This is a genomic window from Klebsiella sp. 141198 (assembly GCF_050600785.1).
Lineage (GTDB): Bacteria > Pseudomonadota > Gammaproteobacteria > Enterobacterales > Enterobacteriaceae > Klebsiella > Klebsiella aerogenes.
Genome location: NZ_JAQIRM010000002.1, coordinates 694,501 through 713,611 on the forward strand (window position 1 = coordinate 694,501; position 19,111 = coordinate 713,611).

Genomic DNA, 19,111 nt, shown 5'->3' on the forward strand with positions numbered 1-19,111 from the left:
GAAGCTTTATGTCCCCACCCCGGAAAGCATCGCGCTCCGGGGAGATCTCAACGCCATGGAGTGCGACTTCAGCTTGTTGTTCTGGCCTTACGTACCTGTGCGGCATAGGTGGCCAGCGTGTGCTTGAGGATATCCAGCGTCACCGGTTTTGACAGACAACTATCCATTCCCGACTCAAGGCAGCGCTGCTTTTCTTCCGCCAGTGCGTTAGCCGTCACGCCAATGACCGGCAGAGTCATCTCCAGTTGCCGGATCCGCTGCGTCAGACGGTAGCCATCCATATTCGGCATGTTCACATCGCTGAGAACAATATCAATATGTTGTTTACTGAGGACGTTAAGCGCATCGACGCCATCATTGGCCGTCACGCATTGATAACCCAGTGAGCCAAGCTGGTCAGCCAACAGGCGGCGGTTAATCGGATGATCGTCGACCACCAGAATCATCATGTCGTCATTGCTGACCGTTGGCGCGTCGTGGGCCGATAGCGCCGGACCATTCTCTTCCGCCGCCAGCGCCAGATGCAGCAGGCGTCCCAGCAACGGCAGGAGCTCATGCGGCGTGGTTACGCTATGCAACCACTCCCCAGGCGCGCGCTCAACGGGGATGCCGATATGGCGACGGCAGAAGATCACCGCTGCGCTTCCCGACCAACGCTCGCTAAGTTCATCATCGGTTAATAAAATATCGTCAGCGGCCGGTGTCTGGCCAGCAAATTGCCGTACCGTCAGGCCATGATATTGCAGCAGCGATTCGATAAACAGCGCCAGTGAGGTGTTATGAATCGCCAGCCAGCAGGTGCTGTTGCTGTGCCGATCGGCCAACAGCGCCGGCATCGGCTGCATGCCATATAGCGGAATGCGGATGGTGAAACGGCTGCCCATGCCGGGTTCAGTTTCCACGGCAATGTCGCCATCCATCATGCTGATGAGTTTTTCACAGATAGCCAGCCCCAAGCCGGTGCCCTGGAAATTACGCTGCACCCCGGTACCGACCTGGAAGAACGGGTCGAACAGGCGCACAACTTCTTTCGCCGGGATCCCCTCTCCGGTGTCACGTACGCTAATTTGCAGATAGTCGCCGGCGCGCTGGACGTGCAACACGATACAGCCGGTATCGGTAAATTTAATGGCGTTACTCAGCAGGTTGGAGATGACCTGCTGCAGGCGCATCGGGTCGCCTATCATCGTTTGCGGAACATCCGGCTCGATGAAGCAGTACAGCCCAAGCTGCTTGCGCACCACCAGCGGTAGATAGTTCGCCGAAATATGATTCATAACCTCGCGCGGCGAAAACTCTCGTGGCTCGATTTTGAGCTGCTCAGACTCAATCTTCGAGAAGTCGAGAATATCGCTGATAATCTTCAATAGCAGGCTGGAGGAGTTATTCATCGCCGTCACCAGCCGATCGACCCCTTTCGGCAACGCTTTGGTCTGCAGCAGATCGAGGTTGCCAATAATGCCGTACAGCGGCGTACGCAGTTCGTGGCTGACGGTGGCGAGGAACATCGATTTCGACTGGCTGGCCTGCTCCGCCGCCTGGGCCATCTCCTGCAGCGACTCTTCCATTTTCACACGGGCGGAAACATCCACCAGCACACATATCGCTACGTTTTCATTACGATAGCGCGAGTGCACAAAGCTAATCTGCAGGTTGGTGTTGTTGCTGGTTAACACGTCGACGAAATTGACCTGCTGGCCGCAGATAATCTGCGTGAGCCGCTGGCGGTCTTCGTGAGTCAGCATATTCAGATAGTTATGCGCCAGTTCGTTACTCAGTATGTTAGTGCCGTCCTGAGTACGCAGAATACAGATCCCAACCGGCGCGGAGGCGACGATTTTACGGTTGAACTGCTCATGCTCTTCCAGACGCTGGGCGTCGTTTTCCGCCGGAATAAATATCCGCCGTTCATACATGCGCGCCAGCGCGAACAGGATCGCGCCGGTCAGGATATTCAATACGATAGCGTTGAGGATCAGCATCCTAATACGCTCCAGCACCTGATCGACGGAAACCGAATAGACAATACTCAGCGATGACGGCAGCAGGCTCTTTTTCAGCACCAGTTCGCGGAAACCAGAGCTATAGCCAAACCACATCCGCTCCTGCATCCAGCGGGTTTCCGGTTTAATGCTGTTATCCGGCCCGGCAAGAGAAATGAGCTGCTGGCCGTTATCATCGAGAATCGTCACGCTCATCGGCAGGCTGCCTGGCGTAAAGAAGCTCTCCATGCGGATAGTCTGCTCAACGCCGAGCATCGCCTGCAGGCGGTTGGCCATATAAATAGGCGTCAGCGCATAGAAATAGCCGACGCCCGGACGCACGCCCTGGCTAATCCAGAACAGGTTATTGCCGCGCTCGTTTTGCGGCGCATCGCGATATTGTTCGATACGCTGATGCAGCACCTTCAGCGCCTGATCGCGCTCCAGCGGCATATCGCGCAGGCCAAAATTAGCCATGCAGAGGTTGTCGCTGCCAATTAAAAAAATACGGTTCAGGTCGTAGGCGGCGGAGAAATTATCGCGCCAGTAGCGCATGAACCACGCCAGCGATTGCAGCGAATTACGCCAGGCGCCGCTCATTGCGCTGCAGTCGGAATCCGGATACAGCGGTTCAAAATTTGGGATAGTGATATTACCGCTGTTGGCAAGCGCCGCGCTGCCCTCGCTCCCGGTCGCCGCGCGGTTGCCTGCGACGTACTTCAGCTCTTTAATGACATCCGCAGTCCGCTGGATATAGCGCTGCGCCTGGTCGGCGTTAAGATTCAGCTCCTGACGAATTTCCGATTCCCGTTCATGCAGCGCGTTAACGATATAAAACACGGAGACAAAAGCAATCAGCATCCATAGCAGAACCGCCAGCGCTCTGAACAGATAACGAGAAACCTTTAAGGTCGTATGAAACGAGGCAAGATATTTCAATGGGGCAATGCTCGGTCGTCAGGGGCTCAACAGAATGGGGTTAAAGTAGCGGTAAATGGGCTTTGCCGCAATGTTAATGCAAAAAGGGCCGGGATAATACCCGGCCCTTTCAGAACATTTACCTGCGACGATTACTCTTCGTCTTCGGCGATGTCGTCGTCAGCATCGTTTTCCGGCGCGATATCATCATCGCCTTCCGCTACGCTGCCGTCGATGGCATCCAGTTCTTCGTCGTCAACCGGTTCAGCCACGCGCTGCAGGCCAACAACGTTTTCATCTTCCGCGGTACGGATCAGAATCACGCCCTGAGTATTACGACCCACGATGCTCACTTCAGAAACGCGAGTACGCACCAGGGTGCCCGCATCGGTGATCATCATGATCTGGTCGCAATCATCGACCTGCACGGCGCCGACCACTGAACCGTTACGTTCGGTGACCTTAATAGAGATAACGCCCTGCGTCGCACGTGACTTGGTCGGATACTCTGCTGCCGCAGTACGCTTGCCGTAACCGTTTTGCGTCACGGTCAGGATAGCGCCTTCGCCGCGAGGAATAATCAGCGAGACCACGCTATCTTCGCCCGCCAGCTTGATGCCGCGTACGCCGGTTGCGGTACGACCCATCGCGCGAACGGCGTCTTCTTTAAAGCGCACCACTTTACCGGCGGCGGAGAACAGCATCACTTCGTCCTGACCAGAAGTCAGATCGACGCCGATCAGTTCGTCCCCTTCGTTCAGATTGACGGCGATGATACCGGCAGAACGCGGACGGCTGAACTCGGTCAATGCCGTTTTCTTCACGGTACCGCTGGCGGTCGCCATAAAGACGTTAACGCCCTCTTCGTACTCGCGAACCGGCAGGATTGCGGTGATACGCTCGTCAGCTTCCAGCGGCAGCAGGTTGACGATCGGCCGACCACGCGCGCCGCGGCTTGCTTCCGGCAGTTGATAAACCTTCATCCAGTACAAACGACCGCGGCTGGAGAAGCAGAGGATCGTGTCATGGGTGTTGGCCACCAGCAGGCGGTCGATAAAGTCTTCTTCTTTAATACGCGCTGCCGATTTGCCTTTACCGCCACGACGCTGCGCTTCGTAGTCGGTTAACGGCTGATACTTCACATAACCCTGGTGCGACAGGGTCACGACAACATCTTCCTGGTTAATCAGGTCTTCGATATTGATATCAGCGCTGTTGGCGGTGATTTCAGTACGACGCGCATCGCCAAACTGTTCTTTGACCAGCTCCAGCTCTTCGCGAATAACTTCCATCAGACGATCGGCGCTGCCCAGAATGTGCAGCAGCTCGGCAATCTGATCCAGCAGCTCTTTGTACTCGTCGAGCAGTTTTTCATGCTCCAGACCGGTCAGTTTCTGCAGACGCAGATCCAGAATCGCCTGGGCCTGCTGTTCGGTCAGATAGTACTGGCCGTCACGCACGCCGAACTCCGGCTCCAGCCATTCCGGGCGCGCAGCGTTATCGCCAGCGCGCTCCAGCATCGCGGAGACATTGCCCAGATCCCATGAACGCGCGATTAAACCCGCTTTTGCTTCCGCCGGCGTCGGCGCACGGCGAATCAGCTCAATGATCGGATCGATGTTAGCCAGCGCAATCGCCAGCGCTTCAAGGATATGCGCACGGTCGCGCGCTTTACGCAGTTCGAAAATAGTACGACGAGTGACAACTTCGCGGCGGTGACGAACAAACGCCGCAATGATGTCTTTCAGGTTCATGATCTTCGGCTGACCGTGGTGCAGCGCAACCATGTTGATACCGAAAGAAACCTGCAGTTGGGTCTGGGAGTAGAGGTTGTTAAGAACCACTTCACCCACCGCGTCGCGTTTCACTTCGATAACGATACGCATACCGTCTTTGTCAGATTCGTCGCGCAGCGCGCTGATGCCTTCAACGCGTTTTTCTTTCACCAGCTCGGCGATTTTCTCAATCAGGCGCGCTTTGTTCACCTGATACGGAATTTCGTGCACGATGATGGTTTCACGACCGGTTTTCGCGTCAGCTTCGACTTCCGCGCGCGCGCGAATGTAAACTTTACCGCGACCGGTACGATAGGCCTCTTCAATACCGCGACGGCCGTTAATGATAGCGGCGGTCGGGAAGTCCGGGCCCGGAATGTGTTCCATCAGCCCTTCAATGCTGATGTCTTCGTTATCAACGTACGCCAGGCAGCCGTTGATCACTTCCGTCAGGTTATGCGGCGGAATGTTGGTCGCCATACCTACGGCGATACCGGAAGAACCGTTCACCAGCAGGTTAGGGATTTTTGTCGGCATGACGTCAGGGATTTTCTCCGTGCCGTCATAGTTGTCGACGAAATCAACCGTCTCTTTTTCGAGATCGGCCATCAGCTCATGAGCGATCTTCGACATACGGATTTCCGTATAACGCATCGCTGCGGCGGAGTCGCCATCGACAGAACCAAAGTTACCCTGGCCATCGACCAGCATATAACGCAAGGAGAACGGCTGCGCCATACGTACGATGGTGTCATAAACGGCGGTATCACCATGCGGGTGGTATTTACCGATTACGTCGCCAACGACACGGGCTGATTTTTTATAGGCTTTGTTCCAGTCATTGCCCAATACGTTCATGGCGTATAGTACGCGACGGTGTACCGGCTTCAGGCCATCTCGGACATCCGGCAGCGCACGGCCAACAATGACCGACATCGCATAATCCAGATACGAGCTTTTCAGCTCTTCCTCAATGTTGACCGGTGTAATTTCTCTCGCAAGGTCGCTCATCTAACCGCTATCCCTCTACTGTGTCCCGGATTCAAAGGTCGCAAATTATAACACAGCCGTCGTAATAGAGGTAAAGCAATACGGTTTATTCGTGGCAGTCTGCTGATATACTCGCAGGTCAGAACAGAAAAGGAGTAAAAGCGCCCATGAATGCCGAAAAACCGTCGGTGGCCCCCAACGTTGATCACAATGAAATCGCCAAATTTGAAGCCGTCGCCTCGCGCTGGTGGGATTTAGAAGGCGAGTTCAAACCGCTGCATCGCATCAACCCGTTGCGCCTAGGCTATATTGCCGAACGCTCCGGCGGCCTGTTCGGCAAAAAAGTGCTTGATGTCGGCTGCGGGGGCGGCATCCTCGCCGAAAGCATGGCGCGTGAAGGTGCGACGGTCACCGGTCTGGATATGGGCTTCGAGCCGCTGCAGGTCGCAAAACTGCACGCGCTGGAGAGCGGCGTTCAGGTGGAGTATGTGCAGGAGACCGTCGAAGAGCACGCGGCGAAGCACGCCCAACAGTACGACGTCGTCACCTGTATGGAGATGCTCGAGCACGTCCCTGACCCACAGTCGGTAGTGCACGCCTGCGCGCGGCTGGTGAAGCCCGGCGGGCAGGTCTTCTTCTCGACCATTAACCGCAACGGCAAAGCCTGGCTGATGGCCGTGGTCGGCGCGGAATACGTGATGAAAATGGTGCCAAAAGGTACGCATGACGTGAAGAAGTTTATCAAGCCGGCGGAGCTCATCGGCTGGATCGATCAGACTTCTCTGAAAGAGCAGCACATCACCGGCCTGCATTACAATCCGCTCACCAATACCTTCAAGCTGGCGCCGGGGGTTGATGTTAACTATATGTTGCATACAACGGCGAAAAAAGCATAACGTCATACGTTTTTATGATGATGATTGCGCGGCATCAAGCTGCGCAATTTTCCCTTCCGACGAAGAAATCAGCACTCGATCAAATTTTGATTTTTTTTTCTGTTTTATTGACTTCTTCTCCAGGCCTTATACGGCGTGGACTTAGCGATTATTACGCCTGCGCAACCTCAAATTAACGTCAAAATCAACCCTTGTACTCAAAAGAATCCTTACTAAAATAACTCACCATATAGCGTTCTTTTTATCGACAACCCCCTACATATAGTATTTATCCACAGAGTTAGTCACAACAACTTGCTGTGGATAAATGGGGGGATATTTTTTCTCACGGACAGGTAAAAACCACATGAATCAGAGTCTGCTGGTGACAAAGCGCGACGGTAGCACCGAGCGTATCAATCTCGACAAAATCCATCGCGTACTAGATTGGGCGGCAGAAGGACTGAATAACGTTTCGATTTCTCAGGTAGAACTGCGTTCACATATTCAGTTCTATGACGGCATCAAAACCGCCGACATCCACGAGACTATTATTAAGGCCGCAGCGGACCTGATCTCCCGCGATGCGCCGGACTACCAGTACCTTGCCGCGCGACTGGCGATTTTCCACCTGCGCAAGAAAGCGTTTGGCCAGTTTGAACCGCCAGCGCTGTACACCCATGTGGTAAACATGGTCGAAAAAGGTAAATACGATCATCATCTGCTGGAAGACTACACGGAAGAAGAGTTCCAGCAGATGGACGGTTTTATCGACCACTGGCGCGATATGAACTTCTCCTATGCCGCCGTTAAGCAGCTGGAAGGTAAATACCTGGTGCAGAACCGCGTCAGTGGCGAAATCTATGAAAGCGCCCAGTTCCTCTATATTCTGGTCGCGGCTTGCCTGTTCTCTAACTATCCGCGTGAGACCCGTCTGGACTACATCAAGCGTTTCTATGACGCGGTGTCCACCTTTAAAATTTCGCTGCCGACGCCGATCATGTCCGGCGTGCGTACCCCAACTCGTCAGTTCAGCTCCTGCGTGCTGATTGAGTGCGGCGATAGCCTGGATTCGATCAACGCCACCTCCAGCGCGATTGTGAAATACGTTTCCCAGCGCGCCGGTATCGGTATCAACGCCGGCCGCATTCGTGCGCTGGGTAGCCCGATCCGCGGCGGCGAAGCCTTCCACACCGGCTGCATCCCGTTCTATAAGCACTTCCAGACCGCGGTGAAATCCTGCTCGCAGGGCGGCGTTCGCGGCGGCGCGGCCACCCTCTTCTATCCGATGTGGCATCTGGAAGTCGAAAGCCTGCTGGTGTTGAAAAACAACCGCGGCACCGACGCCAACCGCGTTCGCCACATGGACTACGGCGTGCAGATCAACAAGCTGATGTACACCCGCCTGCTGAAAGGCGAGGACATCACCCTGTTCAGCCCATCCGACGTTCCTGGCCTGTACGATGCGTTCTTCGCCGATCAGGATGAGTTCGAACGTCTGTACACTAAATACGAAAAAGACGACAGCATCCGTAAACAGCGTATTAAAGCCGTTGAGCTGTTCTCGCTGATGATGCAGGAACGCGCGTCTACCGGCCGTATCTATATCCAGAACGTTGACCACTGCAACACCCACAGCCCGTTCGACCCGGTTGTCGCGCCGGTGCGCCAGTCTAACCTGTGCCTGGAAATCGCCCTCCCGACCAAACCGCTGGACGATGTGAACGACGAAAATGGCGAAATCGCGCTGTGCACGCTGTCGGCGTTCAACCTTGGCGCCATCGATAGCCTCGACGAGCTGGAAGACCTGGCGGTACTGGCGGTGCGCGCGCTGGATGCCCTGCTGGATTATCAGGATTACCCAATCCCGGCGGCCAAACGCGGCGCGATGGGTCGTCGTACGCTGGGCATCGGCGTTATCAACTTCGCTTACTATCTGGCGAAACATGGCAAGCGCTACTCCGACGGCAGCGCCAACAATCTGACGCACAAAACGTTCGAAGCCATTCAGTACTATCTGCTGAAGGCCTCCAACGAACTGGCTATCGAACAAGGCGCCTGCCCGTGGTTCAATGAAACTACCTACGCGCAGGGTATTCTGCCGATCGATACCTACAAGAAAGACCTGGATGCGATCGTGAGCGAATCTCTGCATTTCGACTGGGAGCAGCTGCGTGAATCCATCAAAACCCACGGCCTGCGTAACTCCACGCTCTCCGCGTTGATGCCGTCTGAGACCTCTTCGCAGATCTCCAACGCCACCAACGGCATCGAACCACCGCGCGGCCACGTGAGCATCAAAGCGTCGAAAGACGGGATCCTGCGCCAGGTCGTTCCGGATTACGAAAATCTGCAGAACGCCTACGAACTGCTGTGGGAAATGCCGAATAACGACGGTTATCTGCAGCTGGTCGGCATCATGCAGAAGTTCATCGATCAGTCGATTTCCGCCAACACCAACTACGACCCGACGCGTTTCCCTTCCGGAAAAGTGCCGATGCAACAGTTGCTGAAAGACCTGCTTAACGCCTATAAATTCGGCGTGAAAACGCTGTACTATCACAACACCCGTGATGGCGCGGAAGACGCCCAGGATGACCTGGCGCCGTCAATTCAGGACGACGGCTGCGAAAGCGGCGCATGTAAGATCTAAGGTATTTTTGCCGGGTGGCGCGATGCTTACCCGGCCTACGGTTTTGTAGGCCCGGCAAACGCAGTGTTGCCGGGCGATACAATCTCAACAGGACCCACTCATGGCATACACCACTTTTTCACAGACGAAAAACAATCAACTGCTTGAGCCGATGTTTTTTGGCCAGCCGGTTAACGTGGCCCGCTACGATCAGCAAAAATATGACATCTTTGAAAAACTGATTGAAAAGCAGCTCTCCTTCTTCTGGCGCCCGGAAGAAGTCGACGTTTCGCGCGATCGCATCGACTATCAGGCGCTGCCGGAACATGAAAAGCATATTTTTATCAGCAACCTGAAATATCAGACGCTGCTCGACTCCATCCAGGGCCGTAGCCCGAACGTCGCGCTGCTGCCGCTGATTTCCATCCCGGAACTGGAAACTTGGGTGGAAACCTGGGCCTTTTCAGAGACGATCCACTCGCGTTCCTACACCCACATTATCCGCAACATCGTCAACGACCCGGCGACGGTGTTCGACGATATCGTGACCAATGAGCAGATCCAGAAACGCGCCGAAGGCATCTCTCACTATTACGATTCTTTGATCGAAATGACCAGCTACTGGCATCTGCTGGGCGAAGGCACCCACACCGTCAACGGCAAAACCGTGACCGTGAATCTGCGCGAGCTGAAAAAGAAACTGTATCTATGCCTGATGAGCGTCAACGCGCTGGAAGCAATCCGCTTCTACGTCAGTTTCGCCTGTTCCTTCGCCTTTGCCGAACGCAAGCTGATGGAAGGTAACGCCAAAATTATTCGCCTGATCGCCCGAGATGAAGCGCTGCACCTGACCGGCACTCAGCATATGCTGAACCTGCTGCGCTCCGGCAGCGACGATCCGGAAATGGCGGAAATCGCCGAAGAGTGCAAACAAGAGTGCTATGACCTGTTTGTACTGGCGGCGCAGCAGGAAAAAGAGTGGGCGGACTATCTTTTCCGCGACGGCTCGATGATCGGCCTGAACAAAGATATTCTCTGCCAGTACGTCGAGTACATCACCAATATCCGCATGCAGGCGGTGGGCCTCGATCTACCGTTCCAGACCCGCTCCAACCCGATCCCATGGATCAACACCTGGCTGGTTTCCGACAACGTTCAGGTCGCGCCGCAGGAAGTGGAAGTCAGCTCTTATCTCGTCGGCCAGATCGATTCTGAAGTCGATGCCGACGATCTGAGCAACTTCCAGCTGTAATGAAGCGGATTTTCTTGAGGATTTCTGACACTCGCCTTGAGTGTCAGGATGAACATCCTTCCCTGTTGGCCGCTCTTGAATCGCATAACATCGACGTGGAGTATCAGTGCCGCGAAGGCTATTGCGGTTCCTGCCGCACGCGTCTGGTGTCAGGCCAGGTTGACTGGTTGACAGAACCGCTGGCGTTTATCCAGCCGGGAGAAATTTTGCCCTGCTGCTGCCGGGCGAAAGGCGATATTGAGATCGAGATGTAAGTGTTGTCAGGTGGCGCTACGCTTACCTGACCTACAAAACCGCAGTTCGTAGATACTGTTATCGGTTTGCAACTTTTTCGCTTGAGAAAAACGTTTACCGCATGTCGCTTCAGAGGATATTGCGCTCCCGTTTAATTTTTCTGCAATATGTTTTCCGTGGCGCAGGGAGCGCACAAAGGGCGGCCAGTCGCCGCCGCCCTCTGTACTCCCGGGCTTTGGCCGCCAAAATCGCCACTTCGTGGTTCCTTCGACTTATCCCTGCAGGCTTCGGGTCGGGCCGAGGCTGCGTCCCTGCAAATCACGGCCCTCAGCCCGCATCCATGCGGGCTGCCCCGGCCTTCCGGGAACGTCTCAGCGATTTTGAGGCCACCAACACCGGCAGTTTCAGCCAGCATGGTGGATAAATTAAAGGCAGGCCGCACAGACCGTAGGCCGGGTAAGGCGTAGCCGCCACCCGGCTTTTTAGTGTTTCGCGTCCAGGAACTGCACTGCTTTATCCGGGAAATCGGTAAACAAGCCGTCGACGCCCGCCTGGTTATACAGCACGTCATAGAGCTGGTTAACGTTAGTGGCGTACTCCGGCAACTGATCCGCGCGCACGGTGTACGGATGCACCTGCAGATGGCTGGCGTGCGCCTCTTTTACCATCGCCGTCAGCTTCACCGCGCCCGGCTTCGAGCCTTCCGCTACCAGCATATGGTAATCCGGGCCGATACCGTCGGCGTACTGCGCAATCTGCGTCATCGCCCCCGGCTTGAACATCCAGTCATAGCTGTAGTTCACCCATTTACCATCGGCCTGTTTCTGCTGCGTTTCATTCCAGTCGGTATAGGCGATGAGCTGCACCAGATTGAGATCCATACCCATCTTCGGCTCCAGCTCATTCTTAATGCGTTTGAGCTCGTTGGCGTCAAAACACTGCAGATAAACCTTATCCTGCTTGCTGGTGTAGCCATATTCTTTCAGCACCTTCAGCGTGCTGGCGGCAATATCTTTGCCTTCCTGATGGTGGAACCACGGCGCTTTGATTTCCGGGTAGATACCGATATTTTTCCCCGTCGAATGATTCAGCCCCTGCACAAACTCAATCTCTTCTTCAAAGGTATGAATGCGGAAATCGGATTTACCCATCGGGAAACGCCCGGGATAGGTCTGCACGTTCTTACCATCTTTCGGCTCAAAACCTTCGGTGAACTTCAGCGACTTAATCTCGGCCAGGGTAAAGTCGATAGCGTAAAAACGGCCATCTTTACGCGCCCGCTGCGGGAAACGCTGCGCAACATCAGTCACCCGATCGAGATAGTGGTCATGCAACACCACCAGCCGGTCGTCTTTGGTCATGACCAGGTCTTGCTCAAGGTAATCCGCCCCCTGAGCGTAAGCCATCGCTTTCGCCGGCAGGGTATGTTCCGGCAGATACCCGCTGGCGCCGCGGTGGGCGATGACAATTTTATCAGCGGCTGTCGCGCTGAAGCACAGCGCTGAACTGGCCAAAATCATTCCGCTCATTAGCGCGGTAAGTTTCATTTTCATCGCCGCTCCTTAGGCTTGTTTCAGTTGTTGATGATGACGACGCTCGCCAAGCATGACGATAATCAGCAGCAGAACCGCCAGTACGCTACCGCCAATCATTACCATGAAGCCGCCGTCCCAGCCGAAGAAATCGACGGTATAGCCAACAATGGCGCTCGCGGCTACGGAACCGCCGAGATAACCGAACAGACCGGTGAAGCCCGCGGCGGTGCCGGCAGCTTTTTTCGGCGCCAGTTCCAGCGCATGCAGACCGATCAGCATTACCGGGCCGTAAATCAGGAAGCCAATGACGATCATACAGGCCATATCGACGCCCGGATTACCCGGAGGGTTCAGCCAGTAAACGACGGTGGCAATCGTCACCAGGGTCATAAAGAACACGCCGGTCGCGCCGCGGTTGCCTTTAAATACTTTGTCCGACATCCAGCCGCACAACAGGGTGCCCGGAATGCCCGCGTACTCATACAGGAAGTAGGCCCAGGAGGATTTATCCAGCGCGAAGTGTTTGACTTCTTTCAGGTAGGTCGGCGACCAGTCCAGAATGCCGTAGCGCAGCAGGTAAACGAAGACGTTAGCGATAGCGATGTACCACAGCAGTTTGTTCGGCAGAATGTACTGCATAAAGATCTGCTTCGCCGTCAGCTCTTCTTCGTGCTTTTCGCTATAGTCATCCGGATAGTCGTTTTTATACTCTTCAATCGGCGGTAGACCGCAGGACTGCGGGGTATCGCGCATCATCGCGAAGGCAAAAATCGCCAGTAGGATCGCGCCGAAAGCCGGCATATACAGCGCCGCGTGCCAGTCGTTAAACCACGCCATCCCCAGCAGGAACAGCAGCGGCGGAATGCCGCCGCCGACGTTATGCGCACAGTTCCACACTGAGACAATCCCGCCGCGTTCTTTCTGCGACCACCAGTGCACCATGGTACGACCACACGGCGGCCAGCCCATCCCCTGGAACCATCCGCAAAGGAACAGCAATACGAACATGATCATGATGCTGGAAGTCGCCCACGGCACGAAGCCCATCACCAGCATCACCAGCGCCGCCAGAATTAACCCTGCAGGAAGGAAAATGCGCGGATTCGAGCGGTCGGAGACCGATCCCATGATGAATTTCGAAAATCCGTAGGCGATGGAGATACCGGAAAGCGCGAAGCCGAGGTCGCCACGAGAGAACCCCTGCTCAATCAGATAAGGCATCGCCAGCGCAAAGTTCTTACGAACCAGATAGTAAGCGGCATAACCGAAGAAGATGCCAATAAAGATCTGCCAACGTAATCGACGATATAAAGGGTCGATTTCCGCCGCCGGCAAACGCGCTTTATGCGCTGCGGGTTTAAAAATACTTAACATATCAGCCTCCGTGGCCATTGCTGTTTCACTGACATCGACGCAAAAAATCTAATTTATTCACGCACTTCTAATTAGGTCGCGATGGTAGGCAAAGCGTAGAACTAATACTGTGAAATATCGCACATTTTGTTACAGATATATGACAAAATTTTCCAATGTGAGCACAAAATCACAGCAAACGCTCGAATTGCGCGCAAATATGCTCGAAATCAAACATTCCACACTATTGGTATGGCTAAATGGTGTAAAACGAAAGTAGAGGACCGGAAGATGGCCGAGACGCAAGAATTTGATGCGCTGATTATTGGCGGCGGCGCCACCGGCGCGGGAATCGCCCGCGACTGCGCCCTGCGAGGATTACGCGTAGCGTTGATTGAGCGGCACGATATCGCCACCGGCGCAACCGGCCGGAATCATGGTCTGTTGCACAGCGGCGCGCGTTATGCGGTTACCGATAGCGAATCCGCGCGCGAATGTATCAGCGAGAATCGCATTTTACGCCGCATCGCCCGCCACTGCATTGAACCCACCAACGGGCTGTTTATCACCCTACCCGAAGATGACATCGCCTGGCAGCAAACCTTTATCAACGCCTGTCAGCAGGCCGGTATCGATGCCAAACCGCTTACCCCCGCTGAAGCTTTGCGTCTGGAACCCGCGGTCAACCCGACGCTGCTTGGCGCCGTGCAGGTACCGGACGGCACCGTCGATCCGTTCCGCCTGACGGCCGCTAATATGCTCGACGCCCGCGAACACGGCGCGCAGATCCTCACCGGCTGCGAAGTCACCGGCCTGCTGCGTCAGGGCGATCGTGTGTACGGCGTTCAGCTCTACGATCATCAACGCCGCGAAGCGCGCAGCATTCGCGCACAGGTGGTCGTCAACGCCGCCGGGATCTGGGGCCAACGCATCGCGGAATACGCCGATCTGCGCATCTCCATGTTCCCGGCAAAAGGCTCGCTGTTGATCCTCGACCATCGTATTAATAATCAGGTGATTAACCGCTGCCGCAAGCCGGCGGATGCCGATATTCTGGTGCCCGGCGATACCATCTCGCTGATTGGCACCACCTCGACGCATATTCCTTATGACGAAATTGACGATAACCGGGTGACGACGGAAGAGGTCGATACGCTGCTGCGCGAAGGGGAAAAACTGGCGCCGATCATGGGGCGCACCCGGGTGCTACGCGCTTACTCCGGCGTCCGTCCGCTGGTCGCCAGCGATGACGACCCCAGTGGGCGCAGCGTCAGCCGCGGTATTGTGCTGCTCGACCACGCCGCGCGCGACGGTATGGAAGGCTTTATCACCATCACCGGCGGTAAGTTGATGACCTACCGTCTGATGGCGGAATGGGCCAGCGACGCCGTCTGCCGCAAACTCGGCAATACTGAGCCGTGCCGCACCGCGGAGCGTCCGCTGCCGGGCTCGCAGGAAGCCACAGAAACCACGCTGAAAAAGATTATCTCGCTACCGACGCCGCTGCGCGGGTCGGCGGTCTATCGCCACGGCGACCGCACCCCGGCATGGCTCGGCGACAGCCGCCAGCACCGCAGCCTGGTCTGTGAATGTGAAGCGGTCACCGCCGGGGAAGTGCAGTACGCGGTAGAGAATCTGGCGGTGAAGAATCTGCTCGACCTGCGCCGTCGTACCCGAGTCGGTATGGGCACCTGCCAGGGGGAACTGTGCGCCTGCCGCGCCGCCGGGCTGCTACAGCGCTTCAACGTCGCCACACCGGCGCAGTCGTTAACTCAGCTGTCGGAATTTCTCAATGAACGCTGGAAAGGCGTTCAGCCCATCGCCTGGGGTGACGCGCTGCGCGAAAGTGAATTTACCCGCTGGGTCTACCTCGGCTTATGCGGACTGCAAAAGGAACATCAGGATGAAATTTGATTGCGCCATCGTCGGCGGCGGGCTGGCCGGGCTACTGTGCGGACTGGCGCTGAATCAGTACGGCCTACGCTGCGTGATAATCAGCCGCGGGCAAAGCGCACTGCACTTTTCCTCTGCTTCATTAGACCTGCTCTCGGCGCTGCCGAACGGCGATACCGTCACTGATGTCGCACAAGGTCTTCAGCAACTGGCCGTTCAGCTTCCTGAACACCCCTACTCCCGTCTCGGTGCCGACGCGGTGTTCGAATACGCCAGGCAGGCCGAAGCGCTGCTGGCCGCCTGCGGCGCGAACATGCAAGGCGAAGCGCGCCGACCGCACCTGCGGGTAACGCCGCTGGGGACGTTGCGCCCGGCGTGGCTGTCGCCGGAAGAGGTTCCGCTGGCACCCATCGCGCAGCAACGCGTATGCATGGTGGGGATTAGCGGTTTTGCCGATTTTCAGCCGCATCTGGCCGCCGCCGCCCTCGGACAGAGCGGAGTGGACGCCGCTGCGGCGGAGATTGATTTACCGCTGCTTGATGTGCTGCGCGACAACCCTACGGAGTTCCGTGCCGCTAACATCGCCCGCGTGCTTGATGATGAAAACCTGTGGCCTGCCCTGCAGTCCGCGCTGCTGCCGCTAGCGCAAGAGTACGAACTGCTGATAATGCCCGCCTGTTTTGGGCTCGCGGATAATCGCCTCTGGCATTGGCTACAGGAACATCTGCCCTGCCCGCTGCGCCTGCTGCCGACGCTGCCGCCTTCGGTGCCGGGGATGCGCCTGCATAGCCAGCTTCAGCGTCAGTTCATCCGCACCGGTGGTACCTGGCTTGCCGGTGACGAAGTGGTGAAAATCAGCCATCAGCAGGGCGCCGTCGAGGCCGTATGGACGCGAAATCACGGCGATATCGCGCTGCGCCCGCGCTTTACCGTGCTGGCGAGCGGTAGCTTTTTCAGTAATGGTCTCGTCGCCACGCGTGATAGCGTGCGCGAACCGATCCTCGGCCTCGATCTGCAGCAAACGCTGGCGCGCGATAGCTGGTATCAGCGTGATTTCTTCGCGTCACAACCGTGGCAACGCTTTGGTTTGAAGACCGACCCTATGCTGCGCCCACACCTGCTCGGCCAGCCGCTGAGTAATCTTTTCGCTATCGGCTCGCTGCTCGGCGGTTTCGATGCCATTCAACTCGGCTGCGGCGGCGGCGTTTGCGCCGTCACCGCGCTGCATGCCGCCAGACAGATCCACGCCCTTGCAGGAGGCCGGTCATGAACGATACCCGCTTTGAAAGCTGCATAAAATGCACGGTCTGTACCACCGCCTGCCCGGTGAGCCGGGTAAATCCGCGCTATCCCGGCCCGAAACAGGCGGGGCCGGACGGCGAACGTCTGCGTCTGAAAGATGGCGCGCTGTACGACGATGCGCTGAAATATTGTATTAATTGCAAACGCTGCGAGGTGGCCTGTCCGTCTGATGTGAAAATCGGCGATATCATTCAACGCGCGCGTGCGCAGTACAGCCAGCAAACACCAACCCTGCGCGATGCCATCCTCAGCCATACCGATCTGATGGGCACCCTTTCCACGCCTTTTGCGCCGCTGGTCAACGCCACAACGGGGTTAAAACCGGTGCGCCGCCTGCTCGACACCGCGCTGAGAATCGACCATCGCCGCACGCTGCCGAAATATGGCTTCGGCACCTTCCGCCGCGCTTATCGCCAGCTCGCCGCCAAACAGGCGCAGTACAGCGAGCAGGTGGCTTTCTTCCATGGCTGCTACGTCAACTATAACCACCCGCAATTGGGTAAGGATCTGATTCGCGTCGTCAACGCGCTGGGTACCGGCGTGCAGCTCTTATCGAAAGAAAAATGCTGCGGCGTCCCGCTTATCGCCAACGGCTTTTTTGACAAAGCACGCAAGCAAGCGCACAGCAACGTCGCCGCCATGCGCGAAAACGCGTTGCCGATCATCGCCACCTCTTCAACCTGTACTTTTACCCTGCGCGATGAATATCCCCATCTCCTGGATATCGAAAACAGCGATCTGCGGGATCGGGTGGAGTTAGCGACCCGCTGGATTTGGAAACAGCTCGATGCCGGCAAAACCCTTCCATTGCGCCCGCTGCCGCTGAAGGTGGTCTATCACACCCCATGTCATATGGAAAAAATGGGCTGGTCGCTATACACCCTTGAGCTTTTGCGCCAAATCCCGGGCCTACAGCTGGAAGTACTGGATTCGCAGTGCTGCGGTATCGCCGGCACCTTCGGCTTTAAGTCGGAAAACTATTCGTCGGCGCAGGCCATTGGCGCGCCATTATTTCGCCAGATTGAGGAGAGCGGCGCGGACGTAGTGATTACCGATTGCGAAACCTGCAAATGGCAGATAGAGATGTCCACCAGCAAGCGCTGCGAACATCCCATTACTCTGCTGGCGCAGGCGCTGGGGGCGACTGCCTGAATCAGTCGATAAACAGCGTCTCGACGACGTTAATCCAGCCATGCTCGCCGCTGACCGGCTTACCGTTGAGCCAGCGGCGCAGCATATTCAGCGCCATCATGGCGCAGACTTCTTGCCGTACCGGCAGCCCGTGGCGATTAGCGCTGAACTTGACCCGCAGCGCGTGCGTACCTTCCGGCGTCGCCAGCACAAAGTTCAGGTAATCGGCCTCCTGACCGCTGACCGACAACGCCAGCCCGGCAAAATGGTTAACGCGCCGCTCGGCTGCCCAGCGCGCCGATTGCGCTAACGTCTCCTCCTGCGCCGGCACCACTTCGCTGGCGAGAAGCGGCGCGTTCGCCCGCCTCAGCTGCAGCGCCAGCAGACCGCTGGTGAACTGTTCGCTCAAGGTCAGGCTAAGCTGACGCTCCTGCAGGCAGCGCGCGATCTGCGCCGGTAACCCTTCCGTGCCCTCGAAGATAAGGCTCTCTCCGGCTACCTTACGCACTTCTGGCCACAGCGCCAGCATGGCATCGCGCTGCTCGGCAGGACCGGTTAGTTTTAGCTCGATAATCGGCATTGACGAGCGATAGCCCATCACCACACCTGGGGGGAGCTGCAGGTGATTGAGGCTTTGCGCCAACTCGCTTTCCGAACGTCCGAAGGTGGTTAAACGCAGACAGACAGGCGGCGACGGAAGCGTGAAGCGCGCACGTAAGCGCGGTACGATCTCCTGCTCGACCATAACTTTGAATTCAGACGGCACGCCGGGGGTGAAAAACATCAGGCAGCGGTTGAGCTGTACGGCGAACCCGCAGGCGGTGCCCACCGGATTATTGATCATTTCGGCGCTGGCGGGGATTTCCGCCTGCTTGCGATTGCTTTGCGCCATTGGCCGACCGCGCTCGGCAAAGAATCGCGTCATCGTCTCCAGCCATTCAGCGTTGAGGACCAAACCTTCGCCTTTCGCCGCCGCCGCCGCCAGCGCACTAAGATCGTCGCTGGTCGGCCCCAGACCGCCATTCACGATCAGCACATCCGCCTGTTCGCTGCGTTCGCGCAGAATAGCCACCAGCGCGTCGAGGTCATCGCCGACGGTATTGCGGCGCGTTAACGGTAAACCCTGATTAAAAAAGTAATCCGCCAGCCAGGCGGCATTGGTATCGACAATCTGCCCATGCAGCACTTCATCGCCGGTGGACAGCATTTCCACTTGTAGCATTATGAACTCCAGCCTGA

General features: G+C 56.6%; 12 protein-coding genes. 7 read left to right on the top strand and 5 right to left on the bottom strand.

Annotated elements, in window-relative coordinates; genetic code table 11:
• Window positions 1-68 precede the first annotated feature (68 nt).
• Window positions 69-2,921, bottom strand: a complete 2,853-nt coding sequence (gene rcsC / locus PGR10_RS08575) for a two-component system sensor histidine kinase RcsC (protein ID WP_430923355.1) — start codon at window positions 2,919-2,921, stop codon at window positions 69-71.
• Between the two features lie 131 nt (window positions 2,922-3,052).
• Window positions 3,053-5,686: a DNA topoisomerase (ATP-hydrolyzing) subunit A gene (gene gyrA / locus PGR10_RS08580; protein WP_045391405.1), complete on the bottom strand. Its 2,634-nt coding sequence runs from the start codon at window positions 5,684-5,686 to the stop codon at window positions 3,053-3,055.
• Window positions 5,687-5,832: 146 nt separating this feature from the next.
• On the opposite strand from gyrA, the gene ubiG reads away from it, so the two are divergent.
• The 4 genes from ubiG to yfaE all read left to right on the top strand — a co-directional run bounded on the left by ubiG (window position 5,833) and on the right by yfaE (window position 10,678).
• Window positions 5,833-6,561 carry a bifunctional 2-polyprenyl-6-hydroxyphenol methylase/3-demethylubiquinol 3-O-methyltransferase UbiG gene (gene ubiG / locus PGR10_RS08585; protein WP_045391407.1) on the top strand — a complete coding sequence of 243 codons (729 nt, stop codon included), beginning with the start codon at window positions 5,833-5,835 and terminating at the stop codon, window positions 6,559-6,561.
• A gap of 346 nt (window positions 6,562-6,907) precedes the next feature.
• Window positions 6,908-9,193 (top strand): class 1a ribonucleoside-diphosphate reductase subunit alpha, encoded by a 2,286-nt coding sequence (gene nrdA / locus PGR10_RS08590; protein ID WP_015365619.1) that lies wholly within the window; start codon window positions 6,908-6,910, stop codon window positions 9,191-9,193.
• Between the two features lie 100 nt (window positions 9,194-9,293).
• Entirely contained in the window at window positions 9,294-10,424 is a 1,131-nt protein-coding gene (gene nrdB / locus PGR10_RS08595) for a class Ia ribonucleoside-diphosphate reductase subunit beta (protein ID WP_015365618.1), read from the top strand.
• Window positions 10,424-10,678 carry a class I ribonucleotide reductase maintenance protein YfaE gene (yfaE, locus tag PGR10_RS08600; protein WP_015365617.1) on the top strand — a complete coding sequence of 85 codons (255 nt, stop codon included), beginning with the start codon at window positions 10,424-10,426 and terminating at the stop codon, window positions 10,676-10,678. Before nrdB ends, yfaE begins: the two co-directional genes overlap by 1 nt.
• A 462-nt stretch (window positions 10,679-11,140) precedes the next feature.
• Here the strand turns inward: yfaE and glpQ are convergent, their stop codons facing one another.
• Window positions 11,141-12,211 (bottom strand): glycerophosphodiester phosphodiesterase, encoded by a 1,071-nt coding sequence (gene glpQ / locus PGR10_RS08605; protein WP_430923356.1) that lies wholly within the window; start codon window positions 12,209-12,211, stop codon window positions 11,141-11,143.
• 9 nt (window positions 12,212-12,220) lie between these two features.
• Entirely contained in the window at window positions 12,221-13,567 is a 1,347-nt protein-coding gene (gene glpT / locus PGR10_RS08610) for a glycerol-3-phosphate transporter (protein WP_047066187.1), read from the bottom strand.
• A gap of 270 nt (window positions 13,568-13,837) precedes the next feature.
• Between glpT and glpA the strand changes: the two genes are divergently transcribed.
• The 3 genes from glpA to glpC are packed head-to-tail and all read left to right on the top strand — an operon-like array spanning window position 13,838 to window position 17,893.
• The gene (glpA, locus tag PGR10_RS08615) at window positions 13,838-15,460 is read left to right on the top strand and encodes an anaerobic glycerol-3-phosphate dehydrogenase subunit A (RefSeq protein WP_430923357.1); all 1,623 of its coding nucleotides are present in this window, start codon (window positions 13,838-13,840) and stop codon (window positions 15,458-15,460) included.
• Window positions 15,450-16,709, top strand: coding sequence for a glycerol-3-phosphate dehydrogenase subunit GlpB (glpB, locus tag PGR10_RS08620; protein WP_430923358.1), 1,260 nt, complete (start codon window positions 15,450-15,452; stop codon window positions 16,707-16,709). The genes glpA and glpB overlap by 11 nt, the downstream gene beginning before the upstream one ends.
• Complete coding sequence (gene glpC / locus PGR10_RS08625; RefSeq protein ID WP_430923359.1) at window positions 16,706-17,893, top strand: anaerobic glycerol-3-phosphate dehydrogenase subunit GlpC; 1,188 nt, start codon at window positions 16,706-16,708, stop codon at window positions 17,891-17,893. The genes glpB and glpC overlap by 4 nt, the downstream gene beginning before the upstream one ends.
• A 1-nt stretch (window position 17,894) precedes the next feature.
• Here the strand turns inward: glpC and PGR10_RS08630 are convergent, their stop codons facing one another.
• On the bottom strand, window positions 17,895-19,094 hold the full coding sequence (locus PGR10_RS08630; RefSeq protein WP_430923361.1) for a nicotinamide mononucleotide deamidase-related protein YfaY: 1,200 nt from the start codon (window positions 19,092-19,094) through the stop codon (window positions 17,895-17,897).
• Between the last annotated feature and the right edge of the window lie 17 nt (window positions 19,095-19,111).